At 58.0% G+C, this 19,496-nt stretch carries 17 protein-coding genes; 10 read left to right on the top strand and 7 right to left on the bottom strand.

Annotated features, from left to right (window positions below; genetic code table 11):
• Positions 1-33 precede the first annotated feature (33 nt).
• Together gyrA and purU are read right to left on the bottom strand one after the other, a co-directional pair.
• Positions 34-2,646 (bottom strand): DNA gyrase subunit A, encoded by a 2,613-nt coding sequence (gene gyrA, locus NLK58_RS00790; RefSeq protein WP_341581756.1) that lies wholly within the window; start codon positions 2,644-2,646, stop codon positions 34-36.
• Between the two features lie 126 nt (positions 2,647-2,772).
• Positions 2,773-3,627 (bottom strand): formyltetrahydrofolate deformylase, encoded by an 855-nt coding sequence (gene purU, locus NLK58_RS00785; RefSeq protein WP_117616834.1) that lies wholly within the window; start codon positions 3,625-3,627, stop codon positions 2,773-2,775.
• A gap of 143 nt (positions 3,628-3,770) precedes the next feature.
• Here purU and ggt point away from each other — a divergent pair, with 143 nt between their 5' ends.
• The 3 genes from ggt to ftsH are packed head-to-tail and all read left to right on the top strand — an operon-like array spanning position 3,771 to position 7,732.
• On the top strand, positions 3,771-5,534 hold the full coding sequence (ggt, locus tag NLK58_RS00780) for a gamma-glutamyltransferase (RefSeq protein ID WP_117616833.1): 1,764 nt from the start codon (positions 3,771-3,773) through the stop codon (positions 5,532-5,534).
• 42 nt (positions 5,535-5,576) lie between these two features.
• The gene (locus NLK58_RS00775; protein ID WP_117616832.1) at positions 5,577-5,825 is read left to right on the top strand and encodes a thiamine-binding protein; all 249 of its coding nucleotides are present in this window, start codon (positions 5,577-5,579) and stop codon (positions 5,823-5,825) included.
• A complete protein-coding gene (ftsH, locus tag NLK58_RS00770) occupies positions 5,822-7,732 on the top strand; it encodes an ATP-dependent zinc metalloprotease FtsH (RefSeq protein WP_117616831.1) in 1,911 nt (636 codons plus the stop codon). The genes NLK58_RS00775 and ftsH overlap by 4 nt, the downstream gene beginning before the upstream one ends.
• A gap of 9 nt (positions 7,733-7,741) precedes the next feature.
• On the opposite strand, the gene NLK58_RS00765 is transcribed toward ftsH, so the two are convergent.
• The 5 genes from NLK58_RS00765 to amrB are packed head-to-tail and all read right to left on the bottom strand — an operon-like array spanning position 7,742 to position 13,122.
• Complete coding sequence (locus NLK58_RS00765) at positions 7,742-8,467, bottom strand: divalent cation transporter (protein ID WP_341581751.1); 726 nt, start codon at positions 8,465-8,467, stop codon at positions 7,742-7,744.
• A 34-nt stretch (positions 8,468-8,501) separates the two neighbouring features.
• Entirely contained in the window at positions 8,502-9,368 is an 867-nt protein-coding gene (locus tag NLK58_RS00760) for a universal stress protein (RefSeq protein WP_117616829.1), read from the bottom strand.
• On the bottom strand, positions 9,361-11,760 hold the full coding sequence (locus NLK58_RS00755; RefSeq protein ID WP_341581747.1) for an ATP-binding protein: 2,400 nt from the start codon (positions 11,758-11,760) through the stop codon (positions 9,361-9,363). The genes NLK58_RS00760 and NLK58_RS00755 overlap by 8 nt, the downstream gene beginning before the upstream one ends.
• Positions 11,760-12,320 carry an AmmeMemoRadiSam system protein A gene (gene amrA, locus NLK58_RS00750; RefSeq protein WP_341581745.1) on the bottom strand — a complete coding sequence of 187 codons (561 nt, stop codon included), beginning with the start codon at positions 12,318-12,320 and terminating at the stop codon, positions 11,760-11,762. The genes NLK58_RS00755 and amrA overlap by 1 nt, the downstream gene beginning before the upstream one ends.
• A 1-nt stretch (position 12,321) precedes the next feature.
• Entirely contained in the window at positions 12,322-13,122 is an 801-nt protein-coding gene (gene amrB, locus NLK58_RS00745; RefSeq protein WP_117616826.1) for an AmmeMemoRadiSam system protein B, read from the bottom strand.
• 131 nt (positions 13,123-13,253) lie between these two features.
• Between amrB and amrS the strand changes: the two genes are divergently transcribed.
• The 7 genes from amrS to NLK58_RS00710 all read left to right on the top strand — a co-directional run bounded on the left by amrS (position 13,254) and on the right by NLK58_RS00710 (position 19,267).
• Positions 13,254-14,351 carry an AmmeMemoRadiSam system radical SAM enzyme gene (gene amrS / locus NLK58_RS00740; protein WP_341581742.1) on the top strand — a complete coding sequence of 366 codons (1,098 nt, stop codon included), beginning with the start codon at positions 13,254-13,256 and terminating at the stop codon, positions 14,349-14,351.
• Between the two features lie 6 nt (positions 14,352-14,357).
• Positions 14,358-16,718 (top strand): DUF748 domain-containing protein, encoded by a 2,361-nt coding sequence (locus NLK58_RS00735; RefSeq protein WP_117616824.1) that lies wholly within the window; start codon positions 14,358-14,360, stop codon positions 16,716-16,718.
• Between the two features lie 87 nt (positions 16,719-16,805).
• On the top strand, positions 16,806-17,471 hold the full coding sequence (locus tag NLK58_RS00730) for a 1-phosphofructokinase family hexose kinase (protein WP_117616823.1): 666 nt from the start codon (positions 16,806-16,808) through the stop codon (positions 17,469-17,471).
• A gap of 507 nt (positions 17,472-17,978) precedes the next feature.
• Positions 17,979-18,290 (top strand): BrnT family toxin, encoded by a 312-nt coding sequence (locus tag NLK58_RS00725; protein WP_117616822.1) that lies wholly within the window; start codon positions 17,979-17,981, stop codon positions 18,288-18,290.
• The gene (locus NLK58_RS00720; protein ID WP_117616821.1) at positions 18,265-18,537 is read left to right on the top strand and encodes a BrnA antitoxin family protein; all 273 of its coding nucleotides are present in this window, start codon (positions 18,265-18,267) and stop codon (positions 18,535-18,537) included. Before NLK58_RS00725 ends, NLK58_RS00720 begins: the two co-directional genes overlap by 26 nt.
• Before the next feature lie 137 nt (positions 18,538-18,674).
• Positions 18,675-18,869 carry a type II toxin-antitoxin system VapB family antitoxin gene (locus tag NLK58_RS00715; protein WP_117616820.1) on the top strand — a complete coding sequence of 65 codons (195 nt, stop codon included), beginning with the start codon at positions 18,675-18,677 and terminating at the stop codon, positions 18,867-18,869.
• Positions 18,866-19,267 carry a PIN domain nuclease gene (locus NLK58_RS00710; RefSeq protein ID WP_117616819.1) on the top strand — a complete coding sequence of 134 codons (402 nt, stop codon included), beginning with the start codon at positions 18,866-18,868 and terminating at the stop codon, positions 19,265-19,267. Before NLK58_RS00715 ends, NLK58_RS00710 begins: the two co-directional genes overlap by 4 nt.
• Positions 19,268-19,496 lie beyond the last annotated feature (229 nt).

Raw genomic sequence — 19,496 nt, 5'->3', positions numbered from 1 at the left:
AGTCTTGCTGAATCTGTCTATGGCAGGGCCGGCTTATTCTTCGCCGGCACCTTCACCTTCTTCCGTGCTGCTGTCTGTCGCTGCGTCTTCGCCTTCACCGTCAAGTGCTTCGTCATCGGTTTCAGCAATGCGCTCTACGCCTACCAGGCGCTCATCTTCCTGACCAAGCTTGATCAGACGCACACCCTGAGTGTTCCGGCTCAGAACGGACACTTCGTCGGTACGAGTCCGCACCAGTGTACCCTTATCCGAAATCAGCATCATTTCATCACCATCAAACAGCTGCAGGGCTGTTACCAGGTTGCCGTTCCGCTCAGAGCACTGCATGGCAATAACGCCCTGGCTGCCCCGGCCATAGGTCGGGAATTCGTCGATGGCGGTACGCTTGCCGTAACCGTTCTCACTGGCGGTCAGAATCACACCGCCTTCCTGCGGAATAATCAGGGACACCACATGGTGACCTTCCGGCATCCTGATACCGCGAACACCGCGGGCTGTCCGGCTCATCGGACGCACCGCCCCCTCGGCAAAGCGAACGGCCTTGCCGGCAGTGGAGAACAGCATGACTTCGGCGTCGCCCTCGGTAATGGCAGCGCCAATCAGGGTATCGCCTTCATCAAGGGACAGGGCAATCAGGCCGCTGCTGCGCGGACGTGAGAAGTTCGGCAGCGGGGTTTTCTTGACCACACCGTTAGAGGTGGCCATCAGCACAAACTGGTCTTCCGGATAGTCACGTACTGGCAGGAAGGTGGTGATACGCTCACCCTCTTCCAGTGGCAGGATGTTGACCATCGGACGACCGCGGGAAGCCCGGCTGGCCCGCGGAATCTCGAACACCCGCAACCAGTAGACCTTGCCGCGGTTCGAGAAGCACAGAATGGTGTCGTGGGAATTGGCGACGAGCAACTTCTCAACGAAGTCTTCGTCCTTCATGGAGGTTGCGGCCTTGCCCCGGCCACCACGGCGCTGTGCCTGGTAATCTTCCACGGCCTGGGTCTTGGCGTAACCGCTGTGGGAAATGGTGACCACGAGATCTTCTTCGTCAATCAGGTCTGCAATCGTCAGATCACGCTGGGAGCTGGTGATCTCGGTACGGCGCTCATCACCGAATTCGGAAACAACCGCTTCCAGTTCTTCACGGATAACCTGCATCAGGCGGTCCGGGTCGCCCAGAATTTCCAGCAGGCCGGCAATCTTTTCAAGGATGTCCTTGTATTCGTTCTGCAGCTTCTCGGTTTCAAGGCCGGTCAGGCGGTGCAGACGCATATCCAGGATCGCCTGAGTCTGCTCCGGAGACAGGTAGTACAGGCCGTTACGCAGGCCATAGATTTCCGGCAGGTCGTCCGGGCGACAGGCGTCTTCGCCGGCACGCTCCAGCATGGCCAGGACATCGCCCGGGGCCCAGCCCTTGGCCATCAGCTTTTCTTTGGCTTCCACCGAACTGGGCGAGGCCTTGATCAGTTCGATCATCTCATCGATGTTGGCCAGCGCAACCGTGAGGCCTTCGAGGATATGGCCACGTTCGCGGGCCTTGCGCAGCTCATAGATAGTCCGGCGGGTAACCACCTCACGGCGGTGGCGCACGAACGCATCGAGCATCTGCTTGAGGTTCAGCGTTTTAGGCTCGCCATTGATCAGCGCCACCATGTTGATACCAAACACCGTCTGCAACTGGGTGTGGGCGAACAGGTTATTGACCACCACATCCGGATTTTCGCCCCGGCGCAGTTCGATCACAACCCGGATACCTTCCTTGTTGGATTCATCCCGCAGTTCGGTAATACCCTCAAGGCGCTTCTCTTTCACCAGCTCGGCGATCTTTTCGATCAGGCGAGCCTTGTTCAGCTGATACGGCAGCTCGGTGATAATGACAGCGTCGCGATTGGTTTTGTTATCGTGCTCGATTTCATGACGGGCACGGACATAGATGCGGCCACGGCCGGTGCGATAGGCCTCGACAATGCCCGCACGGCCATTGATGATGCCCTCGGTCGGGAAGTCAGGGCCGGGAATGAAGCCCATCAGCTCATCAATAGTAAGATCCGGATTGTCAATCAACGCCAGGCAGCCGTTGACCACTTCCGTCAGGTTGTGGGGCGGAATATTGGTGGCCATTCCCACGGCAATACCGGAGGAACCATTCACCAGCAGGTTCGGAACCCGGGTAGGCAGAACCTCGGGGATCCGCTCGGTGCCGTCATAGTTATCAACGAAATCGACGGTTTCCTTGTCCAGATCCGCCAGCAGGGAGTGGGCGATCTTCTCCATGCGAATCTCGGTGTAACGCATGGCTGCGGCGTTATCACCATCAATGGAACCGAAGTTGCCCTGGCCGTCTACCAGCGGGTAGCGCAGCGAGAACGGCTGGGCCATACGTACGATGGTGTCGTAAACCGCAGAGTCACCGTGAGGGTGATATTTACCGATAACGTCACCCACCACACGGGCGGACTTCTTGTAGGCTTTGTTCCAGTCGTTGTTCAGTTCGGACATGGCGAACAGAACACGGCGGTGAACCGGCTTGAGGCCATCCCTCACATCCGGAAGCGCCCGCCCGACGATAACGCTCATGGCGTAATCGAGGTAGGACTGTTTTAACTCGTCTTCAATATTGACCGGCAGGATCTCTTTGGCTAACTCACCCATCGAGAAAGGTTCCTTTGCGTTATCTGGAAGTCGTATCGGAGCCGTGTCCGGGCCCCATAGTTATGCTTCAACAAGCCGCCAAGTCTATCACAGTCGCACCCTTTCCGGGGCAACTGTGAGGCAGCCCTAATCAAACACCACAGTCTTGTTTTCGAAGGTAATCACCCGGTCTTCGATGTGCGAACGCAGACCGCGGGCCAGCACGTTCTTTTCCACGTCCTTGCCCAGGCGAACCATATCCTCAATGGAGTCACTGTGGGTGATGCGGATGACGTCCTGCTCGATGATCGGGCCCTCGTCGAGGTCCTGGGTCACGTAGTGGCAGGTCGCGCCAATCAGCTTTACTCCCCGGCTGTAGGCCTGGTGGTAGGGGCGGGCACCGGCAAAAGACGGCAGGAAGCTGTGGTGGATGTTAATCACCTTGCCAGCGTATTTTTCACACAGTTCGCCCGGAAGGATCTGCATGTACCGGGCCAGCACCACCACATCCACTTCGTATTTGTGGAAGAGGTCATTGATGTGGGCGAAGGCATCTGCTTTGTTTTCCTTGCTGACTGGCACGTGGTGGTAAGGAATCTCGTGCCATTCCACCATTCTGCGAAGGTCATCGTGGTTGGAAATCACCGCCACGATCTCGGCATTGATCTCCTTGCTGTGCCACCGGTACAGCAGATCTGCCACACAGTGGGATTCCTTGCTGCACATCAGGATGACTTTCTTCGGCTGGGCCGAATCGGCAATGTGCCAGTGCATATTGAATTCACGGGCAATGGGCTCGAACGCGGCACGGAACTGATCCAGGCCAAACGGAATCGAGCTGGCCTTGATTTCGTGCCGCATGAAAAACCAGCCGGTATGGGTGTCCGAGTGGTGACTCGCCTCGGTAATCCAGCCATTGTATGTCGACAGAAAATTACTCACCTTGGCGACAATTCCCACCCGATCGGGGCAGGAAATCACAAGACGATAGGTATGCTCCATGAAAGCCTTTCCTTAACTGAAACCCGGGAAAGCAGGTGCGTCGGGGAATCACCACCGGCATTAACGGCAGGTTAACGATACGCACCTATGAAAATGACCGGCTATCATAGCCTATCTGAACGCCAGAAACGAGGAATGGAGATATGGGCAGAGACCTCTACCAACACACAACCAAAAACCTCGCCAGAGCACGCTCAGGCCGCCTTTCGATTGCAACGACCCTCGCCTTTCTTGTGGTTATCGGGCCGGCGTTCGGGCAGGCCATTCTCGAGGGAGAACGGTTTCACCCCGCCACCGCGAAACAGGGCATGGTAGCAACCAGCCACACCCTGGCCACCGAAGTGGCCCTGGACGTACTCAGGGACGGAGGCAACGCAGTTGATGCCGCGGTCACGGCCGGATTTGCCCTGGCAGTAACCCAGCCCCGCTCCGGCAACATTGGCGGCGGCGGTTTCATGCTGATATCCAGAGGCGATGGCTCAGAGCCGGAAGCCATTGATTACCGCGAGAAAGCGCCCGCCGCCGCTACAGAGACGATGTTTCAGGACAAATCCGGCAATGTGGTCCGCGATCGCAGCCGCTTCACCCATCTGGCCGCAGGTGTCCCCGGAACCGTGGCCGGCCTTGCGCTGGCGCTGGAGCGCCACGGCACTATCTCCCTGGAACGGGCACTGGCTCCGGCCATCAGACTGGCCCGGGAAGGATTTATTGTCCCCCACCGCTTTACCGAAGGCCTGGAACAGGCCCGTGAAAGGCTCGAACGCTGGCCCGCCACTCTTGCCACCTTTTATAGGCCGGATGGCAGCGCCTGGCAGCCTGGCGAGCGGTTTCACCAGCCGGAACTGGCGGACACCCTGCAGCGGATTGCGGATCACGGCGTAAAAGGCTTTTACGCGGGCGAAACCGCCAGGCTGATCGCCGACGAAATGGCCCGGCACGGCGGCCCGATCACCCTTGAGGATCTGAAAGACTATCGCCCGGAGGTCCGCACTCCAGTTCACGGTACCTATCGCGGGTACGATATCTTTTCCATGTCGCCGCCCTCCTCCGGCGGCACTCACATTGTCCAGATCCTCAACATTCTGGAAGGCTTTCCGATGGCCGACTTCGGCCATAATTCGGCCGATGCGATTCATCACATGGCCGAAGCCATGAAGCTGGCCTACGCCGATCGCTCGAAATACCTCGGCGATACCGACTACGTAGACGTACCCCTGGAAGGCCTTACCAGCAAGGGCTATGCAGAAGAACTCCGAAAAACCATTAATTCAGAAAAAGCCCGCCCTGCCAGCGACATCAATCCCGGCCAGCCGGCCGCCTGGGAAAGCCCCGAAACCACCCACTTCTCGGTGGTGGACAAATGGGGCAACGCGGTCTCTAACACCTACACCATCAATTTCAGTTATGGCTCCGGTATCACGGTCGAAGGTGCCGGTTTTCTGCTCAACAATGAAATGGATGATTTCAGCGCCAGGCCGGGCGTGCCTAACGCTTACGGGTTGATCGGCGGTGAAGCCAACAAGGTTGAGCCCGGCAAACGCATGCTGAGCTCCATGTCGCCCACCATCGTCAGGAAGGACGGCAAAAATGTGCTGGTAACGGGCAGCCCGGGGGGCTCGCGGATTATTACCACCACCTTGCAGGTGATCCTGAATGTGATTGATCATGGCATGAACATCCAGACGGCGGTAAGCGTGCCGCGAATGCACCATCAGTGGCTGCCGGATGAGATTCGCATTGAGCAGGGCATCAGCCCGGACACAATTCGCCTGCTGGAAGATCGGGGCCACACCGTTGTCCGTGGTTCGGCAATGGGCGCCATCCAGAGTATTATGATTGATGAAGACGGTACTCTGTACGGTGGCGCAGATCCAAGGCGAAGCACATCATCAGCCATGGGCTACTGATGACCGTAATTGACCAGGGTCACTGACCTGACCGGAGGCATTATGTATCTTTCTGTACAACTAAGCTGTTATCCCCTGAAAGAAGAGTATAAACAGCCTATACGGGACCTCATCGCCCGGCTCGAGCAAACCGGGCTGGAAGTTTATCCCGGGCGCATGAGCACGGAAATTTTCGGCGGCTATGATGAGGTTATGAAGGTTCTCTCGGATACCATGAAATGGTCATTCGAGACTTACGGCAAATCCGTCTTCGTGGCAAAGATCATGGAGGGCGACCGGAGACCGAAATGACAGCACCGAACGGGCCAGGCAATCCGCAAAAGCCGGAGAACAATCCGCAACCGGCGATACCCAACCAGTACTCGTTCCTGTGGCTCAGTGCCGCCATTTTCCTGATGGTGCTCTGGCTGCAGGACGGTGGGCAGCCACGGCTTCAGGAACTGGCCTATTCCGACTTCAAAACCGCGGTGGTGAACGATCAGGTTTCAGAAGTCACACTCAAGGAAGAGGCTATTACCGGCCTGTTCACCGACAGTGGCGCGGCGTCATTCAGTTCTGACAACCCGTCCAAGGCAAGCACGCCGGGGTTTCACACCATACGCCCGCCCATGGAAGATCCCTCGCTGCTGAGCCTGCTGGAGGAACGCCAGGTGACCATCAGGGCGATGCCTTCGGGCCTGCCCTGGTGGCAGGAGCTGATTCGTGGATTCCTGCCCTGGATACTGCTGCTGGCGCTGATGTTCTGGTTCTGGGGCGCAGCTCAGAAGCGTATGGCCCAGGGGGGCGGCCCCTTTGATTTCAGCCGCTCGAAGGCCCGGAGAGCCCGCAAGGAAACCTCTACAGCCACACTCGATGATGTGGCCGGCATCGAGTCTGCCAAGCGGGAAATCGCGGAGATTATCGACTTCCTGAAATCCCCCGAAAAATATCGGGCCCTGGGCGCCATTATGCCCAAGGGTGTTCTGCTGGTTGGCCCGCCTGGCACCGGCAAGACCCTGCTGGCCAGGGCCATCGCCGGCGAAGCAGAAGTGCCCTTTTACAGCATCAGCGCCTCGGAATTTATTGAAATGTTCGTGGGTGTGGGCGCGGCCCGGGTGCGGGATATGTTCCAGGAAGCCCGGAAGGAAGCGCCAGCTCTGATCTTCATCGACGAGCTGGACGCCATCGGCCGCTCCCGGGGCGCCGGCCTGGGCGGTGGCCACGATGAGCGGGAACAGACCCTGAACCAGATCCTGACCGAAATGGACGGCTTCGAGGCCCACGAAAATGTTCTGGTACTGGCCGCCACCAACCGGCCCGATGTTCTGGACAGCGCTCTGCTTCGCCCGGGCCGGTTTGACCGCAAGGTCACCCTGGACCGGCCCCACAAGGACGCACGCACCGCGATCCTGCAGGTTCACGTTCGCAAGGTGCCGCTGGCCAGTGATGTCGACCTGGAGCAGCTGGCCGCCCGGACCATCGGTTTCTCCGGCGCAGATCTGAAGAACCTGGTAAACGAGGCCGCGCTCACTGCAGCCCGGGAAAACCTCCATGAAGTGAACGCCCACTGCTTTGAGGTCGCCCGGGACCGAATTATCCTTGGCGAGGAGCGGGATGCCCGGCTGTCTCCCGAAGAGCGAAAAGCGGTGGCCTATCACGAATGTGGCCACGCCATCATGGCCTATTACATGCCCAACGCCGACCCGCTCACCAAGCTCACTATCATTCCTCACGGCATGGCCATGGGTGTCACTGAACAGACCCCGAGGGAAGACCACTACACCTATACGGAAAGCTACCTGAAGGATCGAATCAAGGTAATGCTCGGAGGTCGCTGTGCGGAAAAACTGGTTTATGGCGAAGTAAGCACCGGAGCCCAGAACGACCTGAAGGAAGCCACGACACTGATTCGCCGCATGATTGGCCAGTGGGGGATGAGCGAGAAGATCGGCCCCCTCGGCCTGAGCATCGGAGAAGAGCATGTATTCCTCGGCCGGGAAATGGGGCTGCCAAGAGAGTTCAGTGAAAAAATGGCAGAAATGATCGATGGGGAAATCCAGTCACAACTCCTGGCACTGGAGAAAGCGACCCTGGACTTTCTGACTGAGCACCGAAACCAGCTCGAAGCGCTCGCCAAAGCGGTACTGAAAAACGAAACCCTGTCTGCTGAGGATGTCGAGGAAATCCTCCGCAAGGAAGATGCCCGCAAAATTGCCTGACCGGCCGGGTCAGACCTGGCCCAAGAGGTCATGACTGAACAGCGCCATGCAGAAACCCACCACGGCTCCCAGTGGTGGGCCCCAGTGGTGCTCGAGCCTGGATTGCGGAGCGATATCCTGAAAAATCAGGTAGAGAATACCGCCCGAAGCCACCAACATGATCGCGCCCAACGCAATGGGACGCTCAGACAGGAAGAAATATCCGAGCAAGCCGGCCAGCGGCCCCGTAATCACGAGGCAGCCCATGAATCCCAGAGTTTTCCGGGAAGTATAACCCGGCAGACTGGATATCTCCCGATAGGCGTTGAACCCTTCGGGCAGATTCTGCATCGCAATCAGTACCGCCATGAGCACTGCGGTTTCAGGACTCACCACCGCAAGCCCGCCCAGCGCGGTCGCTTCCGGAATGAAATCCAGCATCACACCCATCAGCTGCGGGGAGTCCCTGCGCTGCAGGCCCAGAATACGTTCAATAACAAAGAACAGAAGCCCGCCGGCGATAATGGCAGGGATTGCCCAAATAGAGCCCCCCATACTGGACTGGCCTTCCGGGATCAGAACCACCGAAACCGCCCCAAGCAAGATGCCACCACCCAGAGCAATCAGGAAATGGCGGAACTCCTCTTCCAGCCAATTGGGGCCGATCCGCTCAAAACTGGCAAGCAAACCGCCCAGTGGAATGCAGGCACCGGCAAGAATGGTTAGACCAACAATGTAGAGAATATCCGGGAACATCAGAGAATCTGACCTTTCGAAAAACGAGGGGCTTTCATGGAGTGACCGTTACCGGAAGATTCAGGGCCTCCAGCAGCTGCTCCGCGCCGGGTTCCCGAAGCAAGGTACATTCCCGGCTGAGCACCAGCTGGGCCGCCTTCTCCTGACGCAAAACCTGAGCAACGGTAACAGGATCGGTCGCTGGAAGCGACCGTACACGAAGGTCTGACTCCCGAATACCGAGGTCCTGCCTGATGGCCTGAAAGGCTTCCGGTGGCATCTCCGAATCCGAACCCAGTAACAGCGTCACAGGCTGATGGGAATGCCTGACAGCCTCTGCCGTCGCCCTGATAGCGCGGCGATTTGCATCCTCGTGGTCATTGAGAAAGACCACAACCCTACCCTGTGGCAAAACCCGTCTTTCACACCAGAGCAATACCCTGCCCGGCGACCTGCGAAGAAGGCCCCTCGCAGTGGAGCCCAGCCGCGCCCCCGGTGCCGAGGACCAGCCAACTCGACCAAGAACCAGAAGATCCTGGGGCCCCGCCAGCGCGAGCACCTCTTCAACAACACTACCACGGGCAATGCTCAGAGTATGCCGGCCACCGTAGTGGGCCACGGCGCCAGCAAGAGCACGACGAGCCCGGCTAGCCAACCTCTGCATGCGCTGCTCAAGCTCGGTCGGATCAAAGGGCCGGCTGACGCCGGACTCCGAGCCGACCTCTCTGGCAAAACCATAGCCCGCACTGCGCAGCAGGTTCAGTTCCTCAACGAACACACCCAGCACATCGGCACCTGTATTCGCAGCAATTTCTGCCGCTGCCTCCAGTGCGGCGCAACTCATTCTGGAGCCATCCAGCAGCACCAGCACACGTCCGGCTGCCGTGCCGGGGTTAGCCTGATCTGCAGGTGCGTCAGTCACTGTCCTTGCCCCCACTGCTGTTCGCGTCTGCGTTGTCATCCCGCTTCTTACTGGCTTCAGCGAACCTCGCCAGCCGCTCGGCAACCCGCCGGTTGAAGCTGTTCTCGGGAAAATCCCCGCTACTGTCGGGTTCCCCGGCCTCCAGGCCGGTTAAAAGCTCAATGGCCTGATTGATGTCAGAGACTGGATAAATCCGGAACCGGTCCTCGGCAATCGCCTGGCGCACGTCCGCTCTGAGCATCAGATGCTCCACATTACTCGCCGGCAGCAAGACCCCTTGCCCCCCTATGTCACCAGCCTCCCGGCAGACCTCAAAAAAGCCCTCTATTTTTTCATTGACACCACCCACCGCCTGAACCTCACCATGCTGATTCATGGATCCGGTCACGGCAAAGGACTGCTTCAGCGGAACCCGGGAAATTGCGGAAAGCAGCACACAGGTTTCCGCCACCGAGGCGGAATCCCCCTCTACGCCGCCGTAAGACTGCTCAAAAGCCAGGCTTGCCGACAGGGACAAATCACCCTCGCCCGCATAACGGCTCGCCAGAAACCGGGAAAGAATCATCACAGCCTTGCTGTGAATCGGACCACCCAGCTTGGCCTCTCTCTCTATATCCACAACCTGACCTTTCCCCGGCCGGGCCGTTGCCGTAATCCTCGCCGGCTGCCCGAACATGGAAGCGCCAAGCCTGAGCACCGACAAACCGTTGACCCGGGCCACTTCCTCACCTTCCGTGGCTATCATCACAATGCCCCGGCTGATCTGCTCCCGGCTTCGCTCCCGAACCCGGCTGGCACGGTATTCCCGCTCATCGATGGCCTGCTGGATGTGGCTGGCTTCAACGGTATCGGCACCGGACTGGCCAGCCCAGTGGTCTGACTCACTCAGAATGTCCCGAAGCACCCGATCGTGGGCGGTCAGCTTGCGCTGATCCGCCGCCAGCCGGCTGGCATGCTCAATCAGCCTCGCCACTGCGTCACGTTCCAGAGCCCGTATTTCGAGTGCTCTGGCCATGGTGGCGATCATCCGGGAATACAGCTCGTAGCAGTCGTCGTTCCGGTCCAGATCATCCTCGAAATCCGCTTCCACCTTGAACAGGTCCAGAAAATCGGGGTCATAATGGGAGAGCAGGTAATACAGCATCCGATCCCCCAGCAGCACCACCTTGACCGAAACCGGAATCGGTTCCGGTTGCAGGCTGACGGTGCTGACAAGCCCATAAAGCCGCTCCAGCGACTCGATCCGGATTTCACCAGAGAGAAGGATTCGCTTAAGACTCTCCCATGCCATTGGCTGGGCCAGCACACGACGGGCGTCGATGATCAGATAACCACCGTTGGCCCGGTGCATGGAACCGCCGCGAATAAGGGTGAAATCGGTGTAGAGATTACCCTGGCGGGCCCGGTGCTCAATCTGTCCGGCCAAGTGCTGGTGATTGGGCAAGTCCTCATAAATGACCGGTGCCCCTAAAGTATCCGCATTGTCCACCAGGAGGTTGACCCTGTAGCGCGCCAGCAAACCGGCCGGGGGACCGTTATCGCTGTCCTGAAAGGCTTCTGCGTGCTCAACCACGTCTTCCCGCACTGCATCCAGGTAGTCAACAACGTCCGGGAGATGCGACCATCGCTCCCGCAGCTCGCCAATGGGGCCACCCAGGGTCAGTTGCACCATTTCCTCATTCAGGGCGTGCACCCGCTCCCGAACTTCCTTCCGCAACCTGGGAATCTGCTGGATGGTTTGCTGGAGTTTCTTTTGTAGCTCCTCAACCTTGGATTCGATCAGCTGCTTCTCTTCATCAGAGAAGGTTTTGTATTCTTCAGGGTCAATCACTTCGCCCTTTCGCATGGGCGCAAAGGTAAAGCCAGCCGGTGTGGTGATCATCGCAATGTTATTGCGGTTTGCCTCCTCCTGGATTTCAAACAGGCCCTGGTGCTGGCGTTTTGCCATTTCTTCCTGCAGTTCCTGCAGCCGTGCCTGGTATTCCTCACTCTCAAAGGCCGCAGGGATGGCCGTGCGCAATTCCTCCGCCAGGTCATCCATGCCTTTCTTGAACTGCTGCCCCTCCCCGGCCGGTAACTGGATGGCCTTCGGACGGTCTGAAAACCGAAAGTTAAAAACATGGCACCAGTCGGGGGGTACCGGCTGTCTCGCCGCATGTTGCGCCAGGAAGCGCTCCGCCAGTTCGTGCTTGCCGGCCCCAGAAGGGCCCAGGACAAACAGATTGAAGCCACTGGCCTGCATACTTGCCCCGAACTCCAGCGCCCTCAGAACCCGATCCTGCCCGCAGGGCTGCTCCAGATCTTCAAGATCGTCCGTGGTGATGAAATCCAGCTTTTCCGTTGGGCAACCGTGGTAAACCTGTTCTTCGGATAACGGGGCGGGTAATGGCATTACATCCTCCTGATGGATTCGACGGTATAGCGAAGTGCCTTGATAGCACCGGACCAGCCCTCTGGCGCCAGCCCTGCTTTCTGCTTCAGGTGGCGAAGAAATTCCTGCGGCTCCGGCAGGCTCTCCCATACCGACGGCAAAAAGGTGGCACGATGATCGCCCTTTACAAGCACCAAGCCATCCGTACCTGGACGCAACTGGGAGAGCAGATCATCCTCGGACTCAGAATACAGAGGTGCGGGCACACTCAAGACCGACACCTGATAGTCCAACAGATCCAGCTCCTGCGCTGCAACCGGGGGAAAGCGGAAGTCCCGAAAAGCCGCAGCAAAGGCATTTTCCGCACAGTCCTGAATAAGGGGGCGCCAGGCCTCCAGAGAACCGACGCAGCCTCTCAAACGGCCAGAGATTGTCAGTGTGACAAAACAGGCTCCGGGCTTTGCCAGCTTTTCGGGATATTCCTCCGGCTCCACCGGCAACGGCTGCCCGCGGTCGAGACCTCGGTAGACAGAGGCTGAAGCCGCCTGTAACAGAGCCTGGCGTTCCTGTTCATTGAGCATGTCAGGCCAGCGCTTCGGTTACAGCATAGGCTCCATAGCCTACGACACGATCCCTCGGCCCAGCCGTGTCACCAGAATTACGCAGATCCAGGGTGGTGACTTTCAGGCCTCTTTTCTGTGCCAGATACAACAGGCCGTTAACCGGGTTTCGCCCGCAGGCATCGTCGTATCCGATATGGCGGTAGTCCAGATTCTCGATGTTTCTGGTGGTATTACTGTCCAGCTCCCGGGCAACCGGGTAGCTGTGGTAGTGGCTCAAATCGGAACTGATGACTATCAGGGTTTCGCCGCCGCCCCAGAGTGTTTCCAGCACTTCGGCCACTTCCTCGGGAGACGTTTCTCCGACAACAAGCGGGACCAGGGTAAAGCGGTCAAAAACCGACTGCAGGAACGGCAAATGCACCTCCAGACTGTGTTCAAGCCGATGAGGCGAATCCAGATACCCGACCTGGGGCAAGGATTGCAGCATCGCCAAGGTGCTTTGCTCCACTTCCACATTGCCCAGCGGTGTCTCGAAGAAATCCGACGTCGGAGCTGCAATGCCTCTCAAAGGCACACGATGAGAGGGCCCCAGAAGTACAATCCGGTGTATGCGGTCATGAAGTTGCGCAAGTTGCGCGTACGCGGTGGCGGCAACCGGGCCGGAGAACTGGTATCCGGCATGGGGAACAATAATGGCTTTGGGAGCCGGTCCTTTCACAGGCACCTGTTTCAGGAAACCGTCCACCATGGTTCTGAGCTGGGCAGGATCGTCCGGATAGAACATACCCGCGACAGCGGCTTTTCGTATGTTGGCAGACATAGCTGGTCACCTGCTTAACAGAGCGATCCGGAACGAGCACGCCCTGGCTATGGAAGAAATTGACACACCTTCGTGAGGAAACTATAGATTATTTGAGGCAATTCGGAAGCGAAATCGCGAGGGATCTCACTGTGGGCGATGTACCCGTTCTTCAGGGCCGCGAGGTTGGGTTCTGGCATTGGCTTGATGACGGCCGCATCCAGTGCGACCTTTGCCCGAGGTTTTGCAAACTGCACGAAGGGCAGCGAGGTCTTTGCTTCGTTCGTGGGCGCCTCAACGATACATTGGTGCTCACTACCTACGGGCGCTCCAGTGGTTACTGCATCGACCCGATCGAAAAGAAACCTCTCAACCATTTTCTGCCCGGCACCCCGACCCTTTCGTTTGGCACAGCAGGCTGCAATCTGGCCTGCAAGTTCTGCCAGAACTGGGACATGACCAAATCCCGGGAAACCGATGAACTGGCAGACCAGGCCAGCCCCGAAGACATTGCCCGGGCCGCTCAGGCGCTGGGTTGCAAAAGCGTTGCGTACACCTACAACAACCCGGTGGTTTTCCACGAGTACGCCATTGATGTGGCCAAAGCCTGCCACGAAGTCGGAGTACGCTCGGTTGCGGTAACCGCAGGATATGTAACCGAAGAACCCCGCCGGGAATTCTACCGTTGCATAGATGCCGCCAACGTCGATCTAAAGGCCTTCTCCGAACGCTTCTACCACAAGGTTACCGGCGGGCACCTGCAACCGGTTCTGGAAACACTCGAATATATAAAACTCGAAACCAGCGTATGGCTGGAACTGACTACCCTGCTCATCCCGGGCGAAAACGATTCGGAGCAGGAGCTGAATGAGATGACTCAATGGGTGGTGGAGAAACTTGGGCCAGACGTACCCATGCATTTCACTGCATTCCACCCGGACTGGAAAATGATGGATACTCCACCAACCCCGCCCGAGACCCTGACCCGGGCCCGCCAGATTGCCATGGCTAATGGCGTTCGCTACGCCTATACCGGCAATGTGCATGATAAGTCCGGCGGTAGTACCTATTGCCACAACTGCGGAGAACGACTCATAGGCCGTGACTGGTATGTACTGAGTACCTGGAACCTGACCGGTGACGGCCACTGCAAATCCTGCGGTACCGCCTGTGCCGGTGTATTTGAAGGTCCGCCAGGGCATTGGGGGGCAAGGAGGCAGCCGGTGCGGCTTAGTGATCACCGGGTGTAACTCATTATGCACAGTGGCTCACTCCGCCGATTCGGCGGCTACCTGCGAACTCGATGGATCAACCCGCGCCGGGTCCGGTTCTGGTTGCTCGTGCTGGTCGCCACTTACACCTTGCTGGGTTTTCTTGCGCTGCCCTGGATTGTTCAGTACGTTGCAGTGAACACAGCGAAGGAGGACCTCGGACGCGACCTTCGCATTGAGTCGGTACACGTCAACCCGTATACGCTGACGCTCCAGATCGACGGGTTCGCACTCGATGATACCGACGATCGGCAACTGATCGCCTGGAAGCAGCTGTTCATCGACCTCAGCTGGTCGAGCGTCATCAACAGGGCCTGGATCTTCCAGACAATTCGTCTCGACGAACCGGTTATTCAGGAGGAACGCTTCGCATCGGGTGAAACCCGTCTCTTGCGGCTGCTCCCCGAGCCCGCCAACAAGGTTCCGGAGGAAGACGAGCCCGCTTCACTACCGGCACTGCGGGTAAAAGACCTGGGCGTAGAGGGCGCTGATCTGCGCTTCGCTGACAATCTCCCGGACGAGACGACTCCCGCCGGTGATAAGCCGAACCGGGTGACGCTGGCGCTGCAGGATGTCGGGCTATCCGTGAAGGAATTCTCGCTGCAGGAAGGCGCACGCTTTCCGGTGCGTATGGGTGGAAAGCTCGCGGGAGGCGGTGTGCTCGCCTTCGACGGCACGCTTGGGCTTCGACCGGTCCTCATCCTTGAGGGCGAAGCCCGTATCGATGAACTGGCACTGGCGCAGGCCGAACCGTACCTGCGGCAGCTCGCGGCTGTGCGGATCGACAGCGGGGTACTGAACCTGAGCGGGCATATGCGTACAGAGGCGCAGGAGCCCCTTGCCTTTCAGGGTGCCGCCGGGATCGACGCGCTGAACATTGGCGATGGTTCCAATGACGAACCGCTTATCGGCTGGGACAGCGTCCGGACCGAACAGCTCGATCTGAGTCTCGGAGACAGGCAACTCGAGACTGCCCCCATCACCATTGACGGCCTGTCCGGTCGAGTGGTCGTCCATGAGGATCGGACCACCAATTTCGGACGACTTATAGCGAAGGATACGCCACCCAGCGCTGAGGAGGATGGCGGCGCTGCGCGTTCGAACGAGGGGGCAGACCCGTTCGGTATCACCATTGAGGGCATCACGCTCACCGACAGCACCCTCCAGTTTGCGGATCACTCTCTGCCACTGCCGTTCTCAACGAGCATCCACTCGTTGGACGGACAGATATCAACGCTGAGCTCCACCTCGGCCCAGCCGGCGCAGGTAAATCTGGAAGGCCAGGTCGCAGACTACGGCCTGGCGCGTATCGGCGGTACCGTACATGTCTGGAATCCCATGCGGGAGACCAACCTGGTACTGACCTTCCGCAATCTTGAGGTCCCGGGATACTCTCCCTATACAGTGCAATTTGCCGGCCGCAAGATCGCCGGGGGAACCATGGACCTCGATCTCGACTATAGCATCAATGACCAGCAGTTGGACGGCCGCAACAACCTGGTGCTCCGTGATCTGAAGCTTGGCGAGAAGATGGCCTCTGCCGATGCAATGGACCTGCCGCTCGACCTTGTTATAGCACTGCTCAAGGACCGCAATGGCGTCATCGATCTTGACATCCCGGTGAACGGGGATGTTGGCGAGCCCGAATTCGACATCGGCCAGGTCATCCGCCAGGCACTCAGCCAGACCCTCGTGTCCATCGTCCAATTCCCGTTTCGTTTTCTCGCGAGCCTCGTCGGCGTCGACTCTGAGGAATTTGGCCGGATTGATTTCCCGGAGGGGCGCAGCGATCTCACTCCTCCCCAACGCGAGCGCGTTGCCAAGCTCCGCAATGCCATCAACCAGCGACCGGCGCTGAACCTGGAGCTTACTGGTCCCTTCAACCCGACTCTGGACGGTCCGCACCTGCAGCACGGGAAAGCTGTGGAAGCCCTTCAACAACGCCTGATCGAAGCGGGTCGTGAAGTCCCGGATCCCAGCCTGACGAGCGCGTCCACCCAGGATGTTGTCGAGACGATGTTCGCCACCCTTTACCCGAATACGGATCTGAAGGCAGTCCAGACACGTTTCACCGGGACTCAGGATGGCTCATCGGACCGAACCGGATTTGACGCTCTCGCCTATCGTAACCACCTGGCCGAGCGGGTCATTGCGGCACAATCCGTTACCGACGCCGACCTCAAGGCTCTCGCCAACGCCCGAGCAGCGACGGTGCGGGACGCCTTGGCCGACGTGGGTGCGGATAGCAGCATCTCGGCTGATCGGGTGCGCATTCTGGATCCAGAAGAGGTCGATTCAAAGGAGGGCGGACAGGTTACCATGGAAGTCGGGATCGCCGCGGATTGAGACATGGCAAGCCCGGAAAAGCACACCAACGTCCCGGAGCAATATCTGAGTATTGTTGCCTGACCTGATGATGGCCGCGTTCTGCTGATGAAGGGACGTCACCGGTTTTATACGGGTGCCCAGTATGAGGTCAGTGGTGTCGGCCCTATGGTGTCGACCGCACAATGGGAACACTTGCTCGACCAATTCGAGACCCATTGCAGTGAGGGGCTGGGGGTTATCACCGGCTCGTTACAGCAGGGCTTGCCGAAGGACCTGTATGCCGAGGCGGTGCGTCGGGTGCGGGCATCCGGGGGGCGTGCGGTCGTCGACTCGCACAATGAGCTGCTACTGCACGCGATCAAAGCCCAACCTTTCCTGATTAAGCCCAACCGTTTCGAATTGGAAGCCCTGGTCGGGCAGCCTCTGACGAATCAACAGAATATCGTTCGGGAAGCCCGCCAGTTGCAGGAGCGGGGCGTGACCTGGGTCTGCGTCTCTATGGGGGCTGAGGGTGCGTTGCTGGTGACGTCGTCAAGTGTCCTTAAAGGCGAAGCGCCTTCGGTCCCCGTGATCTCCACGGTCGGGGCCGGTGATTCGATGGTGGCCGGTATGGCGGGGCTATTGGCGCAGGGCGCGGCGGACCGGGATGCGTTACGTGAGGGCATTGCCTGCAGCGCGGCAACGGTGATGCAGCCAGGGACCGAGTTGTTCGATAAGGAAACGGTTGATCGGCTGCGTGGTGAGGTTCGGGTGACGCAGCTTTCGATGTGAACGGGTAAAAACGAAAAAAACGCGACAGATCTTTTTTAAAGTCAGCCCAGAGGACACTCAAAAAATAAATCCAAAAAATAAATCTGAAAATGGGTGTCCCGCTTTTCCATGTAGATTCATCTCCTTGGTGTGATCGCTACTCACCACATTATTGTCTAATTCCAAGTCTGACTCTCCATAGTCTGTATAACCAAGAGCTTTGCGGCAACTTTGGAGCCGCGAAGCGGTGAAAAAATTTTTCGGCAACAGTGACGGCTGCCGCATTTCGATTGATTTTTGACCAACCCGCGGGGGTCAGGCAATCGCGATTCGTCCCGATCACGTTCGTCAGGTGGGCTCAGGTAGCGAGTCACCGGGATTATCTACCCGGGTGAGGCAAGGCCTCGATAGAGGTCCCGGTAAACGGCAAAGCCCGGGCAGTACCGGCCGAAGCGCAGGAACCACTGTCGACTGCTGGGATTGGTTAGCACTTGTTGACGCCTGCGTATATGTTGATAATATACTTTTATGATCAATTGGGCACAAGTTACTGGCTTTGACTGGGACAGAGGCAACTCTCGCAAAAACGCGGAGAAACATGGCGTCAGCCAGTCTCAAACGGAAGAAGTTTTCTTTAATGAACCGCTTCTGGTGCTGGAGGATTCTAACCACAGCCAAACTGAGGCCCGTTTTCATGCCCTTGGTGAAACTGATGATGAGAGGCTACTCCACATCACGTTCACTCTAAGGCAGCACGGCACGCTAATCCGAGTGATTTCCGCTCGCGACATGCACCGCAAAGAGAGGGCTGTTTATGAGCAAGCTAAAAAAGATGCCTGAGTTCAAAACAGAAGCGGAAGAACGGGAATTCTGGGAAACTCACGATTCCTCTGACTACCTGGACTGGAGCCAGGCAAAACCGGCCTCTTTCCCGAAGTTGAAGCCCTCAACCAAGACTATTTCACTTCGCTTGCCCGAGGCCCTGCTCGACCGGATCAAAATCGAGGCTAACAAGCGGGATATGCCCTATCAGTCGCTGATCAAGGCCTGGCTTGCGGATGACGTGAACGACAATCGTCGGGCCTGAAGTGCTAACGCCCCGCTCACGCGCCGGTTCGGAGCTGCGAAGCGGCGGGAAATCGGTCGCTGTGCAGCTGATTGTTATGTTCTCCATGACATGTTAGTTTGTGTATGAAAGCAAGAGATCATACACATAGGTGCATCATGAGAACAAACATCGTCATTGACGACCAACTGATGGCTGAAGCACTAAAGGCCTCCGGATACGAAACCAAAAAAGAGGCCGTTGAGCAAGGCCTGAAACTTCTGGTTCAGCGTAGCAAGCAGCAGGAAATCCGAAAGCTGCGGGGCAAGATCAAGTGGGAAGGCGACCTGAATGAAATGCGGAGTGCCGGATGATACTGGTGGATACCAGCGTCTGGATCGACTATTTCAATGGAGTCGAAAACCCGCAAACTGATCTACTGGATGCCTCGATAATCCAAGGATCGGTTGCTATCGGCGACCTTATATTTCTGGAAATACTGCAAGGCATCCGCAACGACAAACAATACCGCCAGACCAAGCAAAGCCTGCTCACGCTGGATCAGTATGAAATGTTTGGCAAAGAAATGGCAGCTAAGTGCGCCGATAATTATCGGGCTCTACGCAAAAAAGGCATCACGATCAGAAAAACCGCCGACGTGATCATCGCGACGTTCTGCATAGAGAAAGAGCTACCACTGCTGTTCCTGGATCGCGACTTTATCCCTTTTGTTGATCACCTTGGACTTGAGCCTGCCCTGAGTGGAACATAATCGGGATAGGGAGGCATCTCACGATGCCCTTCCCCCCACACCACCGGGTATACGGATCACGTACCACGGCGGTTCGGTTGAGCTAGGCTTGGTGAACGCCCCGGTCTGAAGCCATAGCTGGAATGGGAGAAGCTTCCATCCCACTCCGCCGGCAAGACCTGGAGCAACGCCGGTTGAATCAGGCGGTCAGGTCGTCAACGGTCATGCCGTCTATCCCCGCGCTTCCCTT

The organism is Marinobacter metalliresistant (assembly GCF_038098645.1).
Taxonomy (GTDB): domain Bacteria; phylum Pseudomonadota; class Gammaproteobacteria; order Pseudomonadales; family Oleiphilaceae; genus Marinobacter; species Marinobacter metalliresistant.
Note: the sequence above shows the minus strand (reverse complement) of the source record. Positions and strands in the feature narration are given on the sequence as shown.